We start from the raw sequence: 16,842 nt of genomic DNA, 5'->3' as shown, positions 1-16,842 counted from the left end.
AACCAAGAGCGAATTTGCGTTTCGCGGCGCTTGCCTGCCTACTCTCGAGGACATGGCCAGCACTCTTCGCGACCCCAGGGTCGCCGCCGCGCTCGACCGGATGTACGCCGAAGCGAAGGCGCAAATGTCGCTGTTGCGCGCGAGGCACGGCGAATTCGGTCGGCCGATGACCGCGCAGGAGCGCGCCGACGCGATGAGCGAGTTCTACATCCCGGTGACGGCGGAGGCCGGCCGGCTGCTGTATGCCCTGGTGCGGGCGATCCGGCCGACGACGGTGATCGAATTCGGCATGTCTTTCGGCATTTCCGCCATCCATCTGGCATCCGCGGTGCGCGACAACGGGACCGGCCGTGTGGTGACCACCGAGCTCAACGCCGGCAAAATCGCCGCCGCCCGGCAGACGTTCGCCGAGACCGGTTTGGACGACCTGATCACCATTCTCGAGGGAGATGCGCTGTCCACACTCGCCGATGTCGGTGGGCCCATCGAGTTCGTTCTGCTCGACGGTTGGAAGGATCTGTATCTTCCGGTGATCGAGCTCCTCGAACCGCGGCTGTCGACCGGCGCATTGGTGGTCGCCGATAATGCCAACGCCGCCGACACCCGGCCCTACCTCGACCGGGTGCGCGATCCCGGGAACGGCTACGTGAGCTTCAACTTCGCCGTGCGGGCCAGCGACAGCATGGAAGTCAGCTGCCGCGTGGGCGACTGAGCTGGTGAGCTACCTGAGCGACTCCTCCAACCACGGCGTCAGCCACTTCACCCCCTCCGGGGTGAGATGCACGCCGTCGCTGCGCACCTTGATCCCGTCGACTTTTGCGGTGTAAACGCCATCGGGACATAGCTTCTTGTTCAGGTCGAGAATTTGTACATTCTGGTGCAGAGCAACCGTTTTGCGCAGCATGGCATTCCAGAGATTGACCCGATCCGGTTGATCCTCCGGGTACAGGCGGCCGTCGGGCTTTTCGCCGCCGCGGCTGTAGGGGACCGTCGCCACCATGACGCGAATACCGCTCGCGCCCAGTATATTCAGGGCCCGCTGCAGTTCCCCGCTGAGATATGCGTCGAACGTCGGATCGCCGATATGGGTCCACTGGCCCTCATTGACGCGGTCAACCGTCTCCCAACGGCCGATGATCAACAGTGCGACGTCCGGCTGGTCCTGGCCGAGCTGCGCCGACCACCTGATCGGCCAGCCATCGCACTCCGGTCTCTGCTCGAGCGTTTGACCGATATACCGATATGGTGTTCCCCGCACGAGGCTGCAGCCGATGACCGTGTGGTCGACGAACGAGAATCCCGGTGTGGGCGGTAGGTAATGCATCCAGGTCCACCCGATGGAATCGCCGAAGACCGAAACGGTGAACGGCCGATTGGGATCTCGCGGCCCTACCGGACCTGGGCGGCTTCCACCCGGTGGCGATGGCGACACCGCGGCGACCGCCGATACTCCGGGGGGCAGGCCGGACTCGCGCAAGCCGGGCCCGGTGCCCACCGGAACCACCAGCAACGTCACCGCGGCGGCGCTGGCCACGGTGGCCGCCGCGAGCGGGAGTAGCGGCACCCGGGCCGGCCGCCAGCGCCGGATGGGCTGTTCGATCAGCCACCATGAAGCGGCGGCCGCCGCCACCGTCGCGGCGCACCGCGCCGCGAACAATGGCGAACCCGACCATCCGGTGCGCTCGCCGTTGAGCGCCAAGAAGATTGGCCAGTGCCACAGATAGACGCCGTACGAGATGGTGCCGAGCCACACCAGAGGAGGCAGCGCGAGGAGCCGGGCGATCGCTCCGCGCTGCTCCAGCGCCACGGGAGCGATCACGAGGACGGCAGCGATCGCGACGCCGAACAGCAAACCATGGCGGAACTCGTCCGCTCTGCCCGTCGCGTAGTGCGTCGCCGCCGCCAACCCGGCCACGCCGACCAGCGGCAGCAAGCGGGCCACCCGCCGTCCCCAACGGGTGCCGATCAGGCACCAGCCGCGGTTGAGCGACGGCCAATCTCTGACCAGCAGGGCCGCGGCCGCGGCACCGGTCAACAACGCCTGCGCGCGGGTGTCGGTGCCGAAATATATCCGGTCGCGTGTGGTGTCGGAGGCAAGGAGGGCGGCGGCCGCCGCGGACGTCAGCGCGCCCACGGTGGCGATCACGAAGATGGCAAACCGTACGCCGCCCACCGTGGCTCGCCTGAAGTAGCGCCTGGCCCGCGCGGCCAGTATCAGGGTCACCGCGATCAACAGGACCGGCCACACAATGTAGTACTGTTCCTCGACCCCGAGCGACCAGGTGTGCTGGAGCGGTGAGGGCGGAGCGCCCCGGGTGAAATAGTCGGTCTTTTGTGCCACGAACCGCCAATTCGCCACCCACAGGAACGCCGCGATCGCGTCGTTGCGCAGCCCGGTGAGAGCCTGCGACGGCAGCAGTTCACGCGCCGCTCCCACGGTGAGCACCATCAACACCAACGCCGGGAGCAACCGTCGTGCCCGCCGAATCCAGAAGCCGGTCAGCTCAATCCGACCGGTGCGTCCCAACTCGTCCAGCAGCAGCGAGGTGATCAGGAAGCCGCTGAGAACGAAGAAGACATCCACGCCGATGAACCCACCGACCATACCCGGGATCCCACCGTGCCCGACGAGGACGAGCGCAACCGCTACCGCGCGAAGCCCGTCCAGCGCGGGAATGCCGCTGCGCCGCTCTGGTTTATCCCAGATCGCCAGCCGCCCGACCCGGCGCACGGGAGCAACCCAACGCGGCCGCGAACCAGAACGCGCCGGTGCGGGGTGTGCCCCGCCCGGCTCAGTGCTCGCTGCCAGCGCGCCCTGACCAGCAGGTCGCCCGGCGCCGTGGTTGCTGCCGATACGTCGTTGCCCCTCCTCTTGCTCGAAGCAAGCTTAGAGGCGACGCAGCCGATCGCGGCGAAGACACGCGAAGGCGCTCTTGGCTTCTGCGGTGTCGGACTTGCCCTATCCGGATGCCGCCGGTTTGGCGGTGGCTTTCGCGGTGGGGAGCCCCAATCCGAGTTCTTCGAGCACGTCTTCGGTGTCGGCGCCCAGCTCCGGGGCGGGCCCGGCGACGCTGCCCGGCGTTCGCGAAAACCAGGTCGGCACACCGGGGAACCGCACCGGACCGTGCGGCGTGTCCACCGTCTCGAAAAAACCGACGGCGCCGAGATGATTGTCGTCGAACAACGCCGCCGGACTGGACAGGGGGGAGGCGGGGATCTCCAGGTCGTGGAACAGGTCGAGCCACTCCCGCGTCGTTCGCTGCGACAGCGTCTCGGCCAGCAGGGCGTACACGGCGTCGATCTGACCCGCGCGCAGCTCGAGCGTGGCGTACAGGTCGCTGGCCCAGTCGGGGCGCACGGCGTCGATGAACGCCGCCCAATGCTTGTCGTTGTAGATCAACGCCGCGACATAACCATCGCTGGTGCGGTACGGCCGACGGTTGGGCGCCACCGTACGCGGATAGACAGCGGGACCCAACGGCGGATCGAAGATCGCGCCGTTGGCGTGCTCGACCAACATGAACGACGCCATCGTCTCGAACATCCCGACTTCCACCTCTTGGCCTTCGCCGGTGCGCTCACGGTGGAAGAGCGCCATGACCGTGGCGTAGAGCGCCGTGAGGGCGGCGACCTTGTCGGCCAATATCGTGCCCACGTAATGCGGCTCGCCGGTCAACTGCTCCTGAACGAACGGCAGCCCGCACGCCGCCTGGATGGTGTCGTCATAGGCGGGCAGATCCCCGTTGGGTCCGCGCCGGCTGTACCCGTAGCAGTTGGTGTAGACGATGGCGGGATTGATCGCCGCGACCTCGTCATAGCCGAATCCGAGCCGCGCAACCGCCTTCGCCCGCATGGAGTGAATGAAGACGTCGGCGCGTTCGATCAGCGCACGCAGCACCGACTTACCGAAATCGGACCGCAGGTCGATCGTGATACCGCGCTTGCCGCGGTTGACGTTGACGAAGACGCCACCCATGCCGCGCGCCGGCCCGACCGAGATGTACCGGGTGTCGTCGCCCTGCGGGGGCTCGACCTTGATGACGTCGGCACCCATGTCGGCCATGATCTGGGTGCAATAGGGTCCCATCACCATCGCGGTCAGGTCGACGACGCGCACCCCCGCCAGGGGGCCCGAGCTAACCATGGTGCGCCTCTTCCCGTCCGATCCTTGCGGCGACCTCGAAACTGTAACGGATGTGGTCGGCATGACCACTAGGTACGACGGGAAAGACCAGCGGCGCGGCCGGATAACGGATGGTATCGAGCTGTGAGAAAACGTCTTCGATGGACCAGGACGGGCGGTGCACTCCCGCTGTTTCGGCGACCACCGCCCGGGCCACCCGGCCGGCGATGGCGACCAGCATCTCGCCGGTCACCGGGCAGCTTTCATGCGAAAGCAGGCCCACCACGGGCGCCACCAGTTCGGTTCCCATCGGCGGATATGCCGAAATATCGAGCCCCTCAGCCATTCTCGTCACCGCCGACGGAACGATGACGTTGCACAGCACACCGTCCGCCGCGCCTTCAAGGGCGACGACGTTGGACAGCCCCATGAGGCCCGCCTTGGCGGCCGCATAGTTTGCGATGCCATGGTTTCCGTACAGGCCGCCGATCGACGAGGTCAACACGATGCGGCCGTACTGCGCCTCGCACATGAGCGGGAACGCGGGACGAACCACGTGGAAGGCGCCGCGCAGGTGGACATCGATGACGGCATCGAAATCGTCATAGCTCATGTCCTTCAACGATCCTCGGCGCACGTTGCCGGCGTTGTGGATGAGGATATCGATGCGGCCGTAGCGGTCCAGCGCCGCACCGATGATTGCCTGACCACCCTCGGGTGTCGCGACCGACTCGAGGCACGCCACCGCGTCGCCGCCCGCCGCCCTGATCTCGGCCACCAACTGTTCTGCGGGACCGGCATCCGTGCCGTCACCGCTCAGCACGCCACCGGTGTCGTTGATGACCACGCGGGCGCCCCGGGATGCCAACAGCAGCGCGTAGGCTCGCCCCAGCCCCCGCCCCGCGCCGGTGACGACCGCCACACGGTCGTCGAATCGTAGTTCACCCATCACGATTCGAGAACCAGGCCCGCAAGCTTGCCGTCGTCGCGCCACTGGGCCAATAACTCGCCGAACGCATAAAAGCCCGGTCCGTACGGTTCGCCCAGATGCGAGCGGATGCCCTCGCCCTCCTCGACACCGGCGCCGCCGCCTTCGTTGTTGTAGTAGCCGGGCGTGCATTGCGCGTCGAACTGGCTGGTGTCGATCGCGGTTCTCCGGATGGTGTGGCACCATTCGTCCTGCGCCTCTTGGGTGGGCTCGACGGTCACCGCGCCGCGGGCCAGGGCCTCGGAGATGATGTAGGCGATGTGCTCGCCCTGCAGTTCGTAGTTCGCGGCGATGTTCGCCGAGATACCCACCTGGGTGAACCCGGTGAAGAACTGGTTAGGGAAACCGCGGCTGGTCATCCCGTGGAATGTCTGGTATCCATCATGCCAGTAGTCGAAGAGCGAAAGACCTTCGCGACCCTTGATCGCGTCGATCGAATACCGGCGGCTGATTTCCGTCGTGATCTCGAATCCGCTCGCATAGATGATGCAGTCGACCTCGTACTCAACGCCATTGGCAACGAGGCCCCTTGCCGTCGCCCGCTCGACGCCCTTTGCCGCAGACACGTCGACCAGCGTCACATTCGGGCGGTTGAAGGTCTGTAGATATTCGTCGTTGGTGCACGGTCGTTTGCACAGGAACCGGTAGTAGGGCTTGAGCGCCTCCGCGGTGTCGGCGTCCTCCACGATGTTTTCCACCCGGCGGCGCAGGCGCTCCATGACCCGAAAGTCCTCTTCCTCCCGAATGGCCATGAACTGCTCGGCCGTCATCGCCGCGGGATCCTCCAGCGCCATCACCCGCGCCGCGGTATTGCGGCCGAGTTCGGTCCAGAAGTCGCAGACGTAATCGGGCTGGCCCAGTGCCATCCCCTCGAACGTCCAGGCATGAAAGTTGCGTTGCCGCTCCTTCTGCCAGCCCGGTCGCAGCGATTCCGCCCACTGCGGATCGGTCGGGGCATTGTTCCGCGCACCGACCGATGACGGCGTGCGCTGAAAGACATAGAGATGCTTGGCGTCTCGGCCAAGGTACGGAATGATCTGGACAGCGGTCGCGCCCGTCCCCACCACCGCGACCCGCTTGTCGGCAAGCTTGTCCATCCCCCCGTTGCTGTCGCCGCCGGTGTATCCGTAGTCCCAGCGGGACGAGTGAAAGCTGTGGCCCCGATAGTCCTTGATGCCGGAAATGCCCGGAAGTTTCGGCCGATGGAAGGGACCCGAGGCCATCACCACGAAACGCGCGCGGATCTCGTCGCCGCGATTCGTGCCGATCCGCCACCGCCTGACGTCCTCGTCCCAGCGCAAGTCGCGGACCTGGGTGGAGAAGATCGCGGAATCATAGAGGCCGTAGTGCTTTCCGATGCGCCGGCAATGTTCGTAGATCTCGATGCCGTCGGCGAACTTCTTCGACGGCATGAAGTTCAGCTCTTCGAGAAGCGGTATGTAGCAGTATGACTCGTTGTCGCATTGCAGGCCGGGGTAGCGGTTCCAGTACCAGACCCCGCCGAAGTCACCGCCGAGCTCGATGATCCGCACGTCCTCGACCCCTGCCTTTTTCAGGTATGCCCCACAGAGCAGGCCGCCGAAGCCGCCACCGATTACCGCGACGTCGATATCCTCCGAGATGGGGTCGCGCAGCGACGGCGGCGAGTGCGGATCCGTTTCGTAGTAACCCGCGAAGTCATCGACGAGTTCGACGTACTGCTTGGAACCCTCTGGGCGTAACCTCTTTTCGCGTTCGCGGCGATACCTTTCTCGCAGCGCCTCGAAATCGATGTCGTCGGGCGTTTGAGTGGGTGGACAGTTTGGGTCGGTCATGCCAGCGCGTTTTCCGGGAGCGCCGCGCGATGCAGCGGCGCCGGCATCTGCTGCACCGCGGGCAATACCTCCTTCGCGAACAGCTCCGTGCTGGCGATCGCCTCGGGGTACGGCATGGTGCCGAACTGCGGGACGATCGTCAGCTCGCAGAAGGAGCAGGCCTCCTGCGCAGCCTTGATCCGACTGAAAATCTCCTCGGGCGTGCCGATCAACAGGTTGGAGGCGTGGTAGCCCGGCGTCTTGGACGGGCCGCCCTGAGCTTCACCAGTCACCGACGAGGCGAGCACCGCCGTCGCGGTGGCCTCCCGGGCTGCGTAGGCCTCATAACCCTTGACGCCCTTGAAGTTCGACGCGTCGGCGAATCCGTAGTGTACGGTGACGTCGCGGTTGGCGGTCCAGATCCACTCCTCCGTTCTGGCCGGGTCCTCCGTCGTGCAGTACATGAACATCACGTTCTTCGGCTGGCAGGGCGGCAGGCCTTCCTCCTTGCGGAACGTGTTGACCTTCTGCACTTCCCGTCCGGCGTCCCCGATCGGCTTGTTGCCCACGAACAGCGGAACCATGCCGCGCCGCGCCAGGATCTCCAGGGACTCGGCCGTCGACGAGGAGCTGTAAATGCGAGAAAAGAGGTCTTTGCTTTGCGGTTCGGGGCGAAGCGACATCTCGGGGACCTTGAAGATTTCCCCTTCATAGGAGAACCTCTCGCCGGAGAGCGCCAGCTGCAGGATGTCAAGGGTTTCGTTGAATCGCTGCCTGCTTTCCTCGCGGGGTACGCCGACCGCCTCGAACTCACCCTTGGAGACCCCACGGCCGATTCCGATCGTCGTGTATCGGCCGTTGGACAGGATGTCGAGGTAGGCGATCTGGTGCGCGAGCCGGACCGGATGCCACCACGGCGCGACGACCACGAAAGTGCCGAGGCTGACACGTTCGGTACGCCCGGCGAAATAGCTCAGGGTCTGAATCGGGTTGGGCGTCATGCCGTACGGGGTTCCACAGTGCTCCGGCATCCAGATGCCGTCGAAACCCAGCGGTTCGGCCAGATCGGCAATGGCCAGCGTGGCCTGCACGCATTCCCAGTCCGGGATTGCGGGCTGGTGACCGAAATCCTTGGCCAGCACACGATCCCAGTCGCGCGAATTGTGAGCGCCAAAACCGAGGTTGACTTTCATCGCTCGATCTCCGTAACTATCTTGCGTGGCGCACCGGTGCCCATGTATTCGGCAAGGTGACGGTGCAGGTTTGCGGTGCTGCGTTCCATGTAGGGGTTCGGCCTGGGGCCGGAAAAGCCATAGGACTTCATGCCCTGCTGTACCGCGGCCATGTTGGAGAAGTCCTGCGGCAGCACGCTTCGCCAGTTCGGGTCGTCCGGCGGGGCATACGTCCAGTCTGTCTGGGGCTCTTGGCCTTCGGGATACAGCTCGTAGCTGGAGACTTCGAAGATGCAGCTGTCCGGGTCGTACCCGTGGGGCCGGGCGCTGTAGCACAACGCGGTGGTCAGTCCCTGCCCGATCTGGAAGTTGGGAAAGATCTGCCAGGCGGTGCCGCTGCGGGCCAGATGCTCGGGCGCGATCGTCGGCCAGACCACGCCCCGCGCGGCGTCGTCCCGCCGTGCCGACGACAACCAGTGTTCGAGCACCTTGTCGGCCGGGGCGCCCGCCGGCAACTCGTCGACGAGCCTGCGCGCCGCGTCCACCAGTGTCTGCGTGGTGGTGGCGTTGGTCTCCTCCAGCGTGTACACCTGCATCTCGGCCGTCGACACGCGGGGATCGGCGCCGGTGCCGAGCCGGATCTTCGACTTCGTCTCTGCCAGCTCCGCGGGCGCGTCGTAGCCGATGTTGCTGTGCTTGCCCTGTGCCATGGCCCAACCGCGGAAGTTCCCGAACTTGTTGAACTGCGGATGCGTGGTGGCGACGTGGTAGGTCTCGTTGAAGGCCTCCATGGCGACCTTCCAGTTACACCCGAAATGCAGCCACTTGCGCCATTTGCAACGCATGTCCTGTAACCGGAAGGGATCCAGCATGGTTGCGGCGGGTTCGAGGTAGTCGCGCAGCGGTTCGCACGCCGGATCCATGTTGATCCAGATCCAGCCGCCCCAGGTGTCCACGTTGACGGGCGCCAGGTGGGTGTTCTCCGGCGTGAGGGCACCCTGCCAGTCCTGTCTCTCGGGCACGTGAATGCAGCCGCCGTCTTGGTCATAGGTCCACCCGTGGAAGCCGCACACGAACGACTTCCTATGGCCGCAAGCGCTTTTGGCGCCTTGGGGAACGTCCACCAGCCGACGTCCGCGATGCATGCACACGTTGTGGTGCGCCACGATCGTGTCCGGCCCGGTTCGCACCACCAGAACGGAGTCGTCGAGGATCTCGTGGGTGAGGTAGCTGCCCACTTTGGGGAGGTCTTCGACGCGCCCGACCTGCTGCCACACCTTGCGCCACAGTTTGTCACGTTCGGCGCGGGCGTACTCCTCGGAGACGTAGGCTTCGACCGGAATGGTGACGGGCGCGGTCATTTCGTCAGCCGGGCCCATCGCAGTCCTCACTTTCCCAGCGTGTGATCGCCTTCCGGAGTGTTTCGTCCTTCAGGAACACCGAGGTGTTGTCGGCGGCCAAATGACACCATCGAAGGTTCAGGCCGCCGTCCACCAGCAGCGTCTGCCCGGTGATGTAGCTCGAAAGGTCCGACAGCAGAAACAGAATGGCGCCGGCCACCTCCTCCGGGCGGCCGCGGCGACCCATCGCGATGGTGCGCCGATCGCGCTCAGCGTCTTCGTCGACGTAGGTGCCCGACGCCGGTGTCTTGGTGACGCCGGGTGCCACGGCGTTGACCCGGATGGCAGCCCCGTCCCGGGCCCCGCTTCCGCCAACGGCCAGTTCGAGCGCCATAGTGCGGGTCACCGCCACGATCGCGGCTTTGGCAGTGCCGTAGGCGATATGGAAGGGGGCGGTGTTCATCCCGCTGATCGACGAGACCGACACGATCGAACCCCCGCAGTTGCTCCGCTGCAGTTCGGCAGCCACGGCCTGGCTCATGAAGAACATCGTCTCCAGATTTCGGGTGAACAATGCGCGCCAATCGCTGCGCGTCACCCGGATGGACGACATCCAGGTCGACGGATCGGCGCCCCCGGCGACGTTCACCAGGCCGTGCAGCGCGCCGCCGGTGCGCCGCACGGCCTCGAGCGCGGTGCTCACGCCGTCGGCGGTGGCGGCATCGGCCGCCACGGGCACGATCGAGAGACCGTCGGCAATGAGGGGTCCCAGGTGTCGATCGAGGTTGTCGCGATCGCGGCTCACCGCGACCACGCTGGCGCCGGCCTCCGCGACCATGCGCGTGACGGTCGTCCCGATGCCGCCACCACCCGCGCCCGAAACCACGACAACGCGCCCGTCAAGCCCGAGCAGATCTTGGCTCATCGGCTAGTAGCATTTGTCTGGACAAGATAATGACGTGCACACATCAGAGAGCATGATTCTCCCGGCAAGCTCCCGCCGTCAAGAGCGGTGCATATTTTGGCTGGTGTATTGTCTGGACTATTGCCCCGTTGATAACGTGCGAGCGGTGATGGCCGCCGGAACCGGGTTACCGCTGCATGCTGGCCGCTACTCGGGTGGACGGCCATGCCTTGCCGACGGCTGGAGCCTGAATCGGCTTACGCCACCCAGCCGGCTGTTCGGGGCCAACGGCCTGCGCACCGGTCCGGACGGCCGGGTGTACATAGCGCAGGTGACCGGCAGCCAGATCAGCGCGCTCGACCTGACGACCGGGCAGCTGGAGACCATTACTGCCAAGGGAGGAGACATCGTCGCGCCCGATGACGTGGCCTTCGACCCGAGTGGCAACCTTTACGCCACCGAGGTCATGGACGGGCGGGTGAGCGCGCTCGACGCGGCGGGTCACGTACGAGTGCTCCGGGACGACGTGGCGTCGGCCAACGGCATCACTTTTCACCGGGGCCGGTTGTTCGTCGGCGAGTGCCGCGAAGGCGGCCGGCTGCTCGAACTCGATCTGGCCGGCGGCCCGCCGCGGGTGCTGCTGGAGGGTGTGCCGTTCCCCAACGCCATGGAGGTCGGCCCGGACGGCTTGTTGTATTTCCCGGTGATGGGTGCCAACGAGATCTGGCGCATCAATCCCGAGGGGGGCGAAGGGCAACGCGTTGCCGCCGACCTTGGCGTGCCCGATGCGGTGAAGTTCGATTCAAGCGGACGCCTCGTTTCGACCCAGTTGCACAGCGGCCAGGTGCTGCGCATCGACCCCCGCAACGGCGAACGCACGGTGTTGGCAACCCTGGACCCCGGCCTGGACAACCTCACCTTCGTGGGCCGGCGGCTGTTGGTCTCGAGCTTCACCGGCAAGATCACCGAGGTCCTCCCCGGCGGGCAGGCCCGGACCGTGCTGCCAGCCGGGTTGAACTGGCCGCTGGACCTCGCGGTCGGTGCTGACGGCAGTCTCTACATCGCCGACGGAACGTACTTTTATGTCTCGCCGCCCATGACCGGCTCGTTGCGGACCGTCGGGATGCTTTTCAGTCCGGGATATCCGGGGTTCCTTCGCGGTGTGACATGCGCTGGGGCGGGCGAATTCGTCGTCACCACGTCCAACGGTCAGGTCGCCCGATATGTACCGGAGCACAACCAAAGCGATGTCCTGGCAGAGGGTTTTGACCAGCTGTACGGCGTGGCGATCGCTCCCGGCGGCACAATCGTGGTCGCCGAACTCGGGGCCGGGCGGGTGCTGTCGATCCGGCCCGGCCCGTCCGGCCCGAACGTCGAGGTGCTCGCCTCCGGGCTCGGGGATCCCGTCGGCGTGGCAATCGCTCCCGACGGGGCCTGTCTGGTCACCGAGGCGGCAGCCGGGCGGCTGGTCAAGGTGGGCACGGGAACCATGCTCGACGGCTTGCAGCGACCCCAGGGAGTCCTGGTGCTCGACGAGCAACTGTATGTCGTCGACGCCGGTGCGAAGGAACTCGTCGCGTTCGACCCGCGCACCGGCGCCCGGTGCACCATCGCCTCCAACTTGCCGGTCGGCGCCCCACCGGGCGTCATCCCGAAGCCGCTGCTGGGCATGCCGCCGTTCTCGGGCCCGCAGGGCCCGTTCGCGGGCATCGCCGCCGGGCTCGACGGCACGCTGTACGTTTCGGCGGACGCCGAGGGCAGCGTGCTGGCGATACGGCAGGAAACCTGAAGGGCCCCATGCCTGAGACCAAAGTCGCGGATCATCGCTATTTGCAGGTTGCGCGCACCCTGCGAAAAGAGATCGTGGACGGGGTATACCCGGTGGGATCCCAATTGCCGACCGAACACGAGCTGTGCGCGCGGTTTGCGGTCAGCCGCTACACCATTCGGGAGGCCCTGCGTCGGTTGCGCGAGGACAATCTGGTGTCGTCGCGTCCGCGCACCGGAACCCTCGTCGTGCCGCGGCCGTCATCGGATTCCTATGTGCAGCATGTCATGTCGATCAACGATCTGCTGGCGTTCGCGGCCGGTACCCAGTTCGCGATCGAATCGATCGCGATGGTCACGCTCGACGACGAGCTGGCCGCCCGCACCGGCCTGGCCGGCGGCGAGCAGTGGCTATCCGTTCGCGGTTTCCGGCGCGCCGAGGGGGCCCAGGCGTCGGAGCCCGCGTTGTGCCGCACCGAGTACTACATCAACCGTGCATTCGCGGCGGTCGGCAGACTCCTGCAGCGCCACCAAGGGCCGATCTTCCCGCTGATCGAAGACCTCTTCGGACTGACTATCGTTGACGTCCATCAAGAGATTGCGGCGATGCTCATTCCCCCGGCGCTGGCGGGCGGCCTCGAGGTCGAGCCTGGGACGCCCGCGCTGCAGGTGCGGCGCACCTACACGACGTCCGACGGACAGATCGCCCAGGTCACGATCAACACTCACCCCGCGTCGCGCTTCCGTCACTCGATGACGATGCGGCGCATGAGAGGCTAACCGGCAGCGCTGCCATGCCGAAAGCCCAGGGCCGAAAGCTTGTGAGCGGACGCTCGATTCGCTGGGACGACGAGCGCGCCGCCGATGCCTACGCCCGCGGGTGGTGGGTCCCGGGCACGTTGGCCGACTCGCTGCGCAATGCCGCTCGGCATACCCCGCATCGAGTGGCGGTGGTAGACGGCGATCGGCTCGTGGACTGCCAAAGTCTGTGCGCGCAGGCGACAACGTTGGCGCACGCACTGCAAGACCGCATTCCCCCCGGGAGCGTGGTTTCTTTCATGCTGCCCAACTGGTACGAGGCCGCGGTGATCTACCTGGCCGCAACCCTGGCGGGCATGGTTGCCAACCCCATCCTGCCGTCCATGCGGGACCGCGAACTGCGATTCATCCTCGAGGACGCTGAGAGCCGAATGATCTTCGTCCCCGGCCGTTTCGGGGACCACGACTACCCCGCGATGCTGGCCCGGGTAGCCGCCCAGCTCCAATCGCCACCCGATGTCGTTGTGGTCCGCGGGGATCTGGGCGCCGATCAGATCCCGTTCGCGCCACTGCTCGACCAGCGCGCGGCCCCCGGCCGGCTGCCGACGCTGAACTCCGACGCGGTGCGCATGATCCTCTACACCTCCGGCACCACAGGCCGGCCGAAAGGCGTGCTGCACTCACATAATTCGATCCATGCGCTGATCTGCCAGATCCGCGACCACTGGCTTGTCGAGCAGGGAGACAGATTTCTGGTTGCATCGCCGATCGCTCACATCGGTGGCTCAATCTACGCGTTCGAGTGCCCCCTGCTGCTGGGCGCCACCGCCGTGCTGCTGGACCGATGGAACGGCGATGAAGCGGTCCGGCTGATGCAGGCGGAGCGGTGCAGCCACATGGCCGGCGCAACGCCGTTCTTGGAGCAGCTGCTCGCGGCCGCGCAGCGGGCGGGCACCCGCCTACCGGACCTGAGGTTCTTCGTCTGCGGCGGCGCGGCCGTATCGCCGCCGCTGATCCGCAGGGCGACAACCTATTTCGAGTCGGCGCTGGTGACGAGGGTGTACGGCTCGACGGAGGTGCCCGTCACGACGATCGGTTCACCCGGGAACCCCGACCACGCCGCCGACACCGACGGGCACGCGGGGTTGGCCGACATCAAGATCGAGGCGGGAGAGATCCTTGCCCGCGGGCCGCAAATGCTGGTCGGCTACCAGCACCGAGAAGACGAAGCGGGCGCGTTCGACGCCGAGGGGTTTTTTCGCACCGGAGATCTCGCTCGCTGGGTCGACGGCGAATTCCTCGTGGTCACCGGGCGAGCCAAAGACATCATCGTCCGCAATGGCGAAAACATCTCGCCCAAGGAGGTCGAGGACATCCTGGCGAGCCATCCCGGCGTGGCCGAGGTCACCGTGGTCGGGCTGCCCGACGAGCGGACCGGTGAACGGGCCTGCGCGGTCGTCGTGCCCACCGCCGCGCCCACGGACGCGCCCGGTCCGGATTCCGACATCACCGTAGCGGGATTGCGCCGCTTCCTGACGGATTCGGGCGTCGCCCGGTTCAAGGCGCCCGAGCAGGTGGTCATTTGGGACGTGCTGCCCAAGAACGATGCAGGCAAGGTGCTGAAGCACCAAATCAAGGCGGTGCTGATGGAAGCGGGTCCCTGAGATGCAGACCATGCAGGTAGCGATCGTCACCGGCGCGAGCGGCGGGATCGGGTCGGGTTGTGCGGCGAAGCTGGCCGGGATGGGGATGGCGGTGCTCGCGACCGGGCGCAACGAGGCCAAGCTTGCCCGACTGGCGGAAATCGTCGGGGATCCGGATCGCTCGGCCACGCTCGCCATCGACCTGAGAGACGACGAAGCACCCAGATACATCACCGATCTCGCCCTTGACCGTTGGGGGCACGTCGACTTCTTGGTCAACGTCGCCGGGATCGGCAGTCCCAAGCCGGTGCACGAGACTGACGACGAAACACTGGACCATTTTTTGGATTTGATGTTGCGTGCGCCCTTCCGCCTGATTCGCGAGGTGCTGCCGCACATGCCACCGGGATCGGCGATCATCAACGTCACCTCGACGTTCGCCGTCGTCGGCGGACTTCGCGGCGGCGCCTACTCGGCGGCCAAGGGCGGCCTGACGGCGCTGACCACCCACATCGCCTGCCAGTACGGCGCGCAGGGGATAAGGTGTAATGCTGTGGCTCCCGGCGTTATTCAGACTCCGATGACCGAGCCGCGCCTGCGCGACGAGCGCTTCCGCAGGATCAACACCGAGATGACACCTCACCAGCGCTTGGGGACCGTCGATGACGTGGCAAGCACCGTGGCGTTCTTGTGCTCTCCGGGGGGCGCCTTCATCAACGGACAGACAATCGTCGTCGACGGCGGTTGGAGCACGACGAAGTACCTCTCGGACACGGCGCTGAACTCCCAGTGGCGGCCGCCAAAAACCTAGGTGGTCAGCCGGATTCGAAGTGGCACCGGATGCCCGCCAGCATTTCGATATGCGCCTTGACCGCCTCGCGCGTGGTGACGGACGCCAGCGGCCGGGGCGCGGTAATCCGTATCCGCTCGCTGATGCGGGTGCCGCCGTCGACCGGCGCAAAGCTCACCCGGCCGCGCAGCCGCACCCCGGGCGACTGATCGGCCTCGGTCAGCACGTCGCCATCCACGGGCACCTGCAGTCGCGCCCGGTAGGTGATTCGAATGATGAATGGACCCAACGGAATTCGGTCCACGACCCGGTAGTCCTGCAGGTACCCGTCCGGCGTCTCGGTGCGCGAGGTCGCCCGCACGGACACGATCAGCGGGTGTACGAGCTTGATGTTGTTCAGATCCACATAGAAGTTGCGGACCTCCTCGGGTGGCGCGGGGACCGCTTCGGACAGGGTCCGCTCGGCATGGGAGAGCCACCAACTCATATCGACAACTCCGCGCGGAGAACCCCTGTGCGCCACCAGATCAGCGCGGCAAACACGGCCAGGACAAGGACGGTCACCGCGGCCTGCACCAGGTTTCGGCGCTTTATCGGTGGATAGACGAAGGCTGCGGCGACCAGCCCACCCGTAACGAGCCCGCCCACGTGCGCCTGCCAGCTGATGCGCTGCGAACTGGCCGCCGGAACGACGAACGTGAAGATCAGGTTGATCACGATGACCGCGGCTACCCCGCGGACATCGAGGCTCAACCGCCTCGCCACCACGAAAGTGGCGCCGAAAAGCCCGAAGATTGCACCCGACGCGCCCGCCGTCGCGCTGTTGAGCGGCGAGAGCAGGTACACCAGCACCGAACCGCCCAGCCCGCTCAACGCATACAACACGCCGAATCGCATTCGGCCGAGCCACATCTCGAGGGGAGGGCCGACGACGTACAACGCCCACATATTCAGCAGCAGATGGGTCGCGCCGTAGTGCAAGAACGCCGCGGTCACCAGTCGGTACAGCTGGCCCTCAGCGACGGCCGGCGGCCACAGCGCCAGTTGTCTTTCCAAATTTCTAGATGCCATCTGCAGTATGAAAGCCGCGACGTTGATTGCGATCAGCGCGTAAGTGACCACCGGCCTGGCGGACCGCTCCCGGCCGCCGAGGCGCGTCCGTGGCTGCCGAATCGTCCGGGCACCCGCCTGCACGCACTCCACGCATTGATGACCGACCGCGGCGGCGCGCATGCAATCCGGGCAGATGTAGCGCTCGCAGCGGTTGCACCGGACGTAGGTCCGACGGTCGGGATGCCGGTAGCAGGTCGGCGCCTCGGCGGGCGACTCCGGTGCACTGGGAGCGCTCATCGCACCATTGTCGCCCGAATCGCGTCCGGTGCGCCCTTCCCCGTGCTGCCGTCCCTTACGGTGATTGCGTGGCAGCCACCGATGCGACCGGGGTGGTCGAGCGCTACCTGGATTGCCTGGCGGCACACGATTGGGACGGCCTGGCAACCACGATCGCCGACGACGGCTTGATCCGGGAGGGCCCGTTCTGCGACGTCGTCGAGGGCAAGGCGC

Annotated in this window: 14 protein-coding genes; 5 read left to right on the top strand and 9 right to left on the bottom strand. The window is 66.2% G+C overall.

What is annotated here, in order from left to right:
* Window positions 1–52 precede the first annotated feature (52 nt).
* The gene (locus JO059_RS05080; RefSeq protein ID WP_293315017.1) at window positions 53–712 is read left to right on the top strand and encodes a class I SAM-dependent methyltransferase; all 660 of its coding nucleotides are present in this window, start codon (window positions 53–55) and stop codon (window positions 710–712) included.
* A gap of 9 nt (window positions 713–721) precedes the next feature.
* On the opposite strand, the gene JO059_RS05075 is transcribed toward JO059_RS05080, so the two are convergent.
* From JO059_RS05075 to JO059_RS05045, 7 genes are all read right to left on the bottom strand, one after another.
* Entirely contained in the window at window positions 722–2,731 is a 2,010-nt protein-coding gene (locus JO059_RS05075) for an acyltransferase family protein (protein ID WP_293315016.1), read from the bottom strand.
* 228 nt (window positions 2,732–2,959) lie between these two features.
* Window positions 2,960–4,144: a CoA transferase gene (locus tag JO059_RS05070; RefSeq protein WP_293315015.1), complete on the bottom strand. Its 1,185-nt coding sequence runs from the start codon at window positions 4,142–4,144 to the stop codon at window positions 2,960–2,962.
* Window positions 4,137–5,072 carry an SDR family NAD(P)-dependent oxidoreductase gene (locus tag JO059_RS05065; RefSeq protein ID WP_293315014.1) on the bottom strand — a complete coding sequence of 312 codons (936 nt, stop codon included), beginning with the start codon at window positions 5,070–5,072 and terminating at the stop codon, window positions 4,137–4,139. The genes JO059_RS05070 and JO059_RS05065 overlap by 8 nt, the downstream gene beginning before the upstream one ends.
* A complete protein-coding gene (locus tag JO059_RS05060) occupies window positions 5,072–6,925 on the bottom strand; it encodes an NAD(P)/FAD-dependent oxidoreductase (protein WP_293315013.1) in 1,854 nt (617 codons plus the stop codon). The genes JO059_RS05065 and JO059_RS05060 overlap by 1 nt, the downstream gene beginning before the upstream one ends.
* On the bottom strand, window positions 6,922–8,097 hold the full coding sequence (locus tag JO059_RS05055; RefSeq protein ID WP_293315012.1) for an LLM class flavin-dependent oxidoreductase: 1,176 nt from the start codon (window positions 8,095–8,097) through the stop codon (window positions 6,922–6,924). The genes JO059_RS05060 and JO059_RS05055 overlap by 4 nt, the downstream gene beginning before the upstream one ends.
* The gene (locus JO059_RS05050) at window positions 8,094–9,455 is read right to left on the bottom strand and encodes an aromatic ring-hydroxylating dioxygenase subunit alpha (protein ID WP_293315045.1); all 1,362 of its coding nucleotides are present in this window, start codon (window positions 9,453–9,455) and stop codon (window positions 8,094–8,096) included. The genes JO059_RS05055 and JO059_RS05050 overlap by 4 nt, the downstream gene beginning before the upstream one ends.
* Window positions 9,442–10,341 (bottom strand): SDR family oxidoreductase, encoded by a 900-nt coding sequence (locus JO059_RS05045; RefSeq protein WP_293315011.1) that lies wholly within the window; start codon window positions 10,339–10,341, stop codon window positions 9,442–9,444. Before JO059_RS05045 ends, JO059_RS05050 begins: the two co-directional genes overlap by 14 nt.
* A gap of 148 nt (window positions 10,342–10,489) precedes the next feature.
* Here JO059_RS05045 and JO059_RS05040 point away from each other — a divergent pair, with 148 nt between their 5' ends.
* The 4 genes from JO059_RS05040 to JO059_RS05025 are packed head-to-tail and all read left to right on the top strand — an operon-like array spanning window position 10,490 to window position 15,300.
* On the top strand, window positions 10,490–12,109 hold the full coding sequence (locus tag JO059_RS05040) for an SMP-30/gluconolactonase/LRE family protein (RefSeq protein ID WP_293315010.1): 1,620 nt from the start codon (window positions 10,490–10,492) through the stop codon (window positions 12,107–12,109).
* Between the two features lie 8 nt (window positions 12,110–12,117).
* On the top strand, window positions 12,118–12,867 hold the full coding sequence (locus tag JO059_RS05035) for a GntR family transcriptional regulator (RefSeq protein ID WP_293315009.1): 750 nt from the start codon (window positions 12,118–12,120) through the stop codon (window positions 12,865–12,867).
* 14 nt (window positions 12,868–12,881) lie between these two features.
* Window positions 12,882–14,510 carry an AMP-binding protein gene (locus tag JO059_RS05030; RefSeq protein WP_293315008.1) on the top strand — a complete coding sequence of 543 codons (1,629 nt, stop codon included), beginning with the start codon at window positions 12,882–12,884 and terminating at the stop codon, window positions 14,508–14,510.
* A 1-nt stretch (window position 14,511) separates the two neighbouring features.
* A complete protein-coding gene (locus JO059_RS05025; RefSeq protein WP_293315007.1) occupies window positions 14,512–15,300 on the top strand; it encodes an SDR family oxidoreductase in 789 nt (262 codons plus the stop codon).
* Window positions 15,301–15,304: 4 nt separating this feature from the next.
* On the opposite strand, the gene JO059_RS05020 is transcribed toward JO059_RS05025, so the two are convergent.
* On the bottom strand, window positions 15,305–15,766 hold the full coding sequence (locus JO059_RS05020) for an SRPBCC family protein (protein WP_293315006.1): 462 nt from the start codon (window positions 15,764–15,766) through the stop codon (window positions 15,305–15,307).
* Window positions 15,763–16,629 carry a rhomboid family intramembrane serine protease gene (locus JO059_RS05015; protein ID WP_293315005.1) on the bottom strand — a complete coding sequence of 289 codons (867 nt, stop codon included), beginning with the start codon at window positions 16,627–16,629 and terminating at the stop codon, window positions 15,763–15,765. The genes JO059_RS05020 and JO059_RS05015 overlap by 4 nt, the downstream gene beginning before the upstream one ends.
* Window positions 16,630–16,842 lie beyond the last annotated feature (213 nt).

Source organism: Mycobacterium sp., assembly GCF_019247615.1.
In the GTDB taxonomy this organism is placed as follows: Bacteria; Actinomycetota; Actinomycetes; order Mycobacteriales; family Mycobacteriaceae; genus Mycobacterium.
Note: the sequence above shows the minus strand (reverse complement) of the source record. Positions and strands in the feature narration are given on the sequence as shown.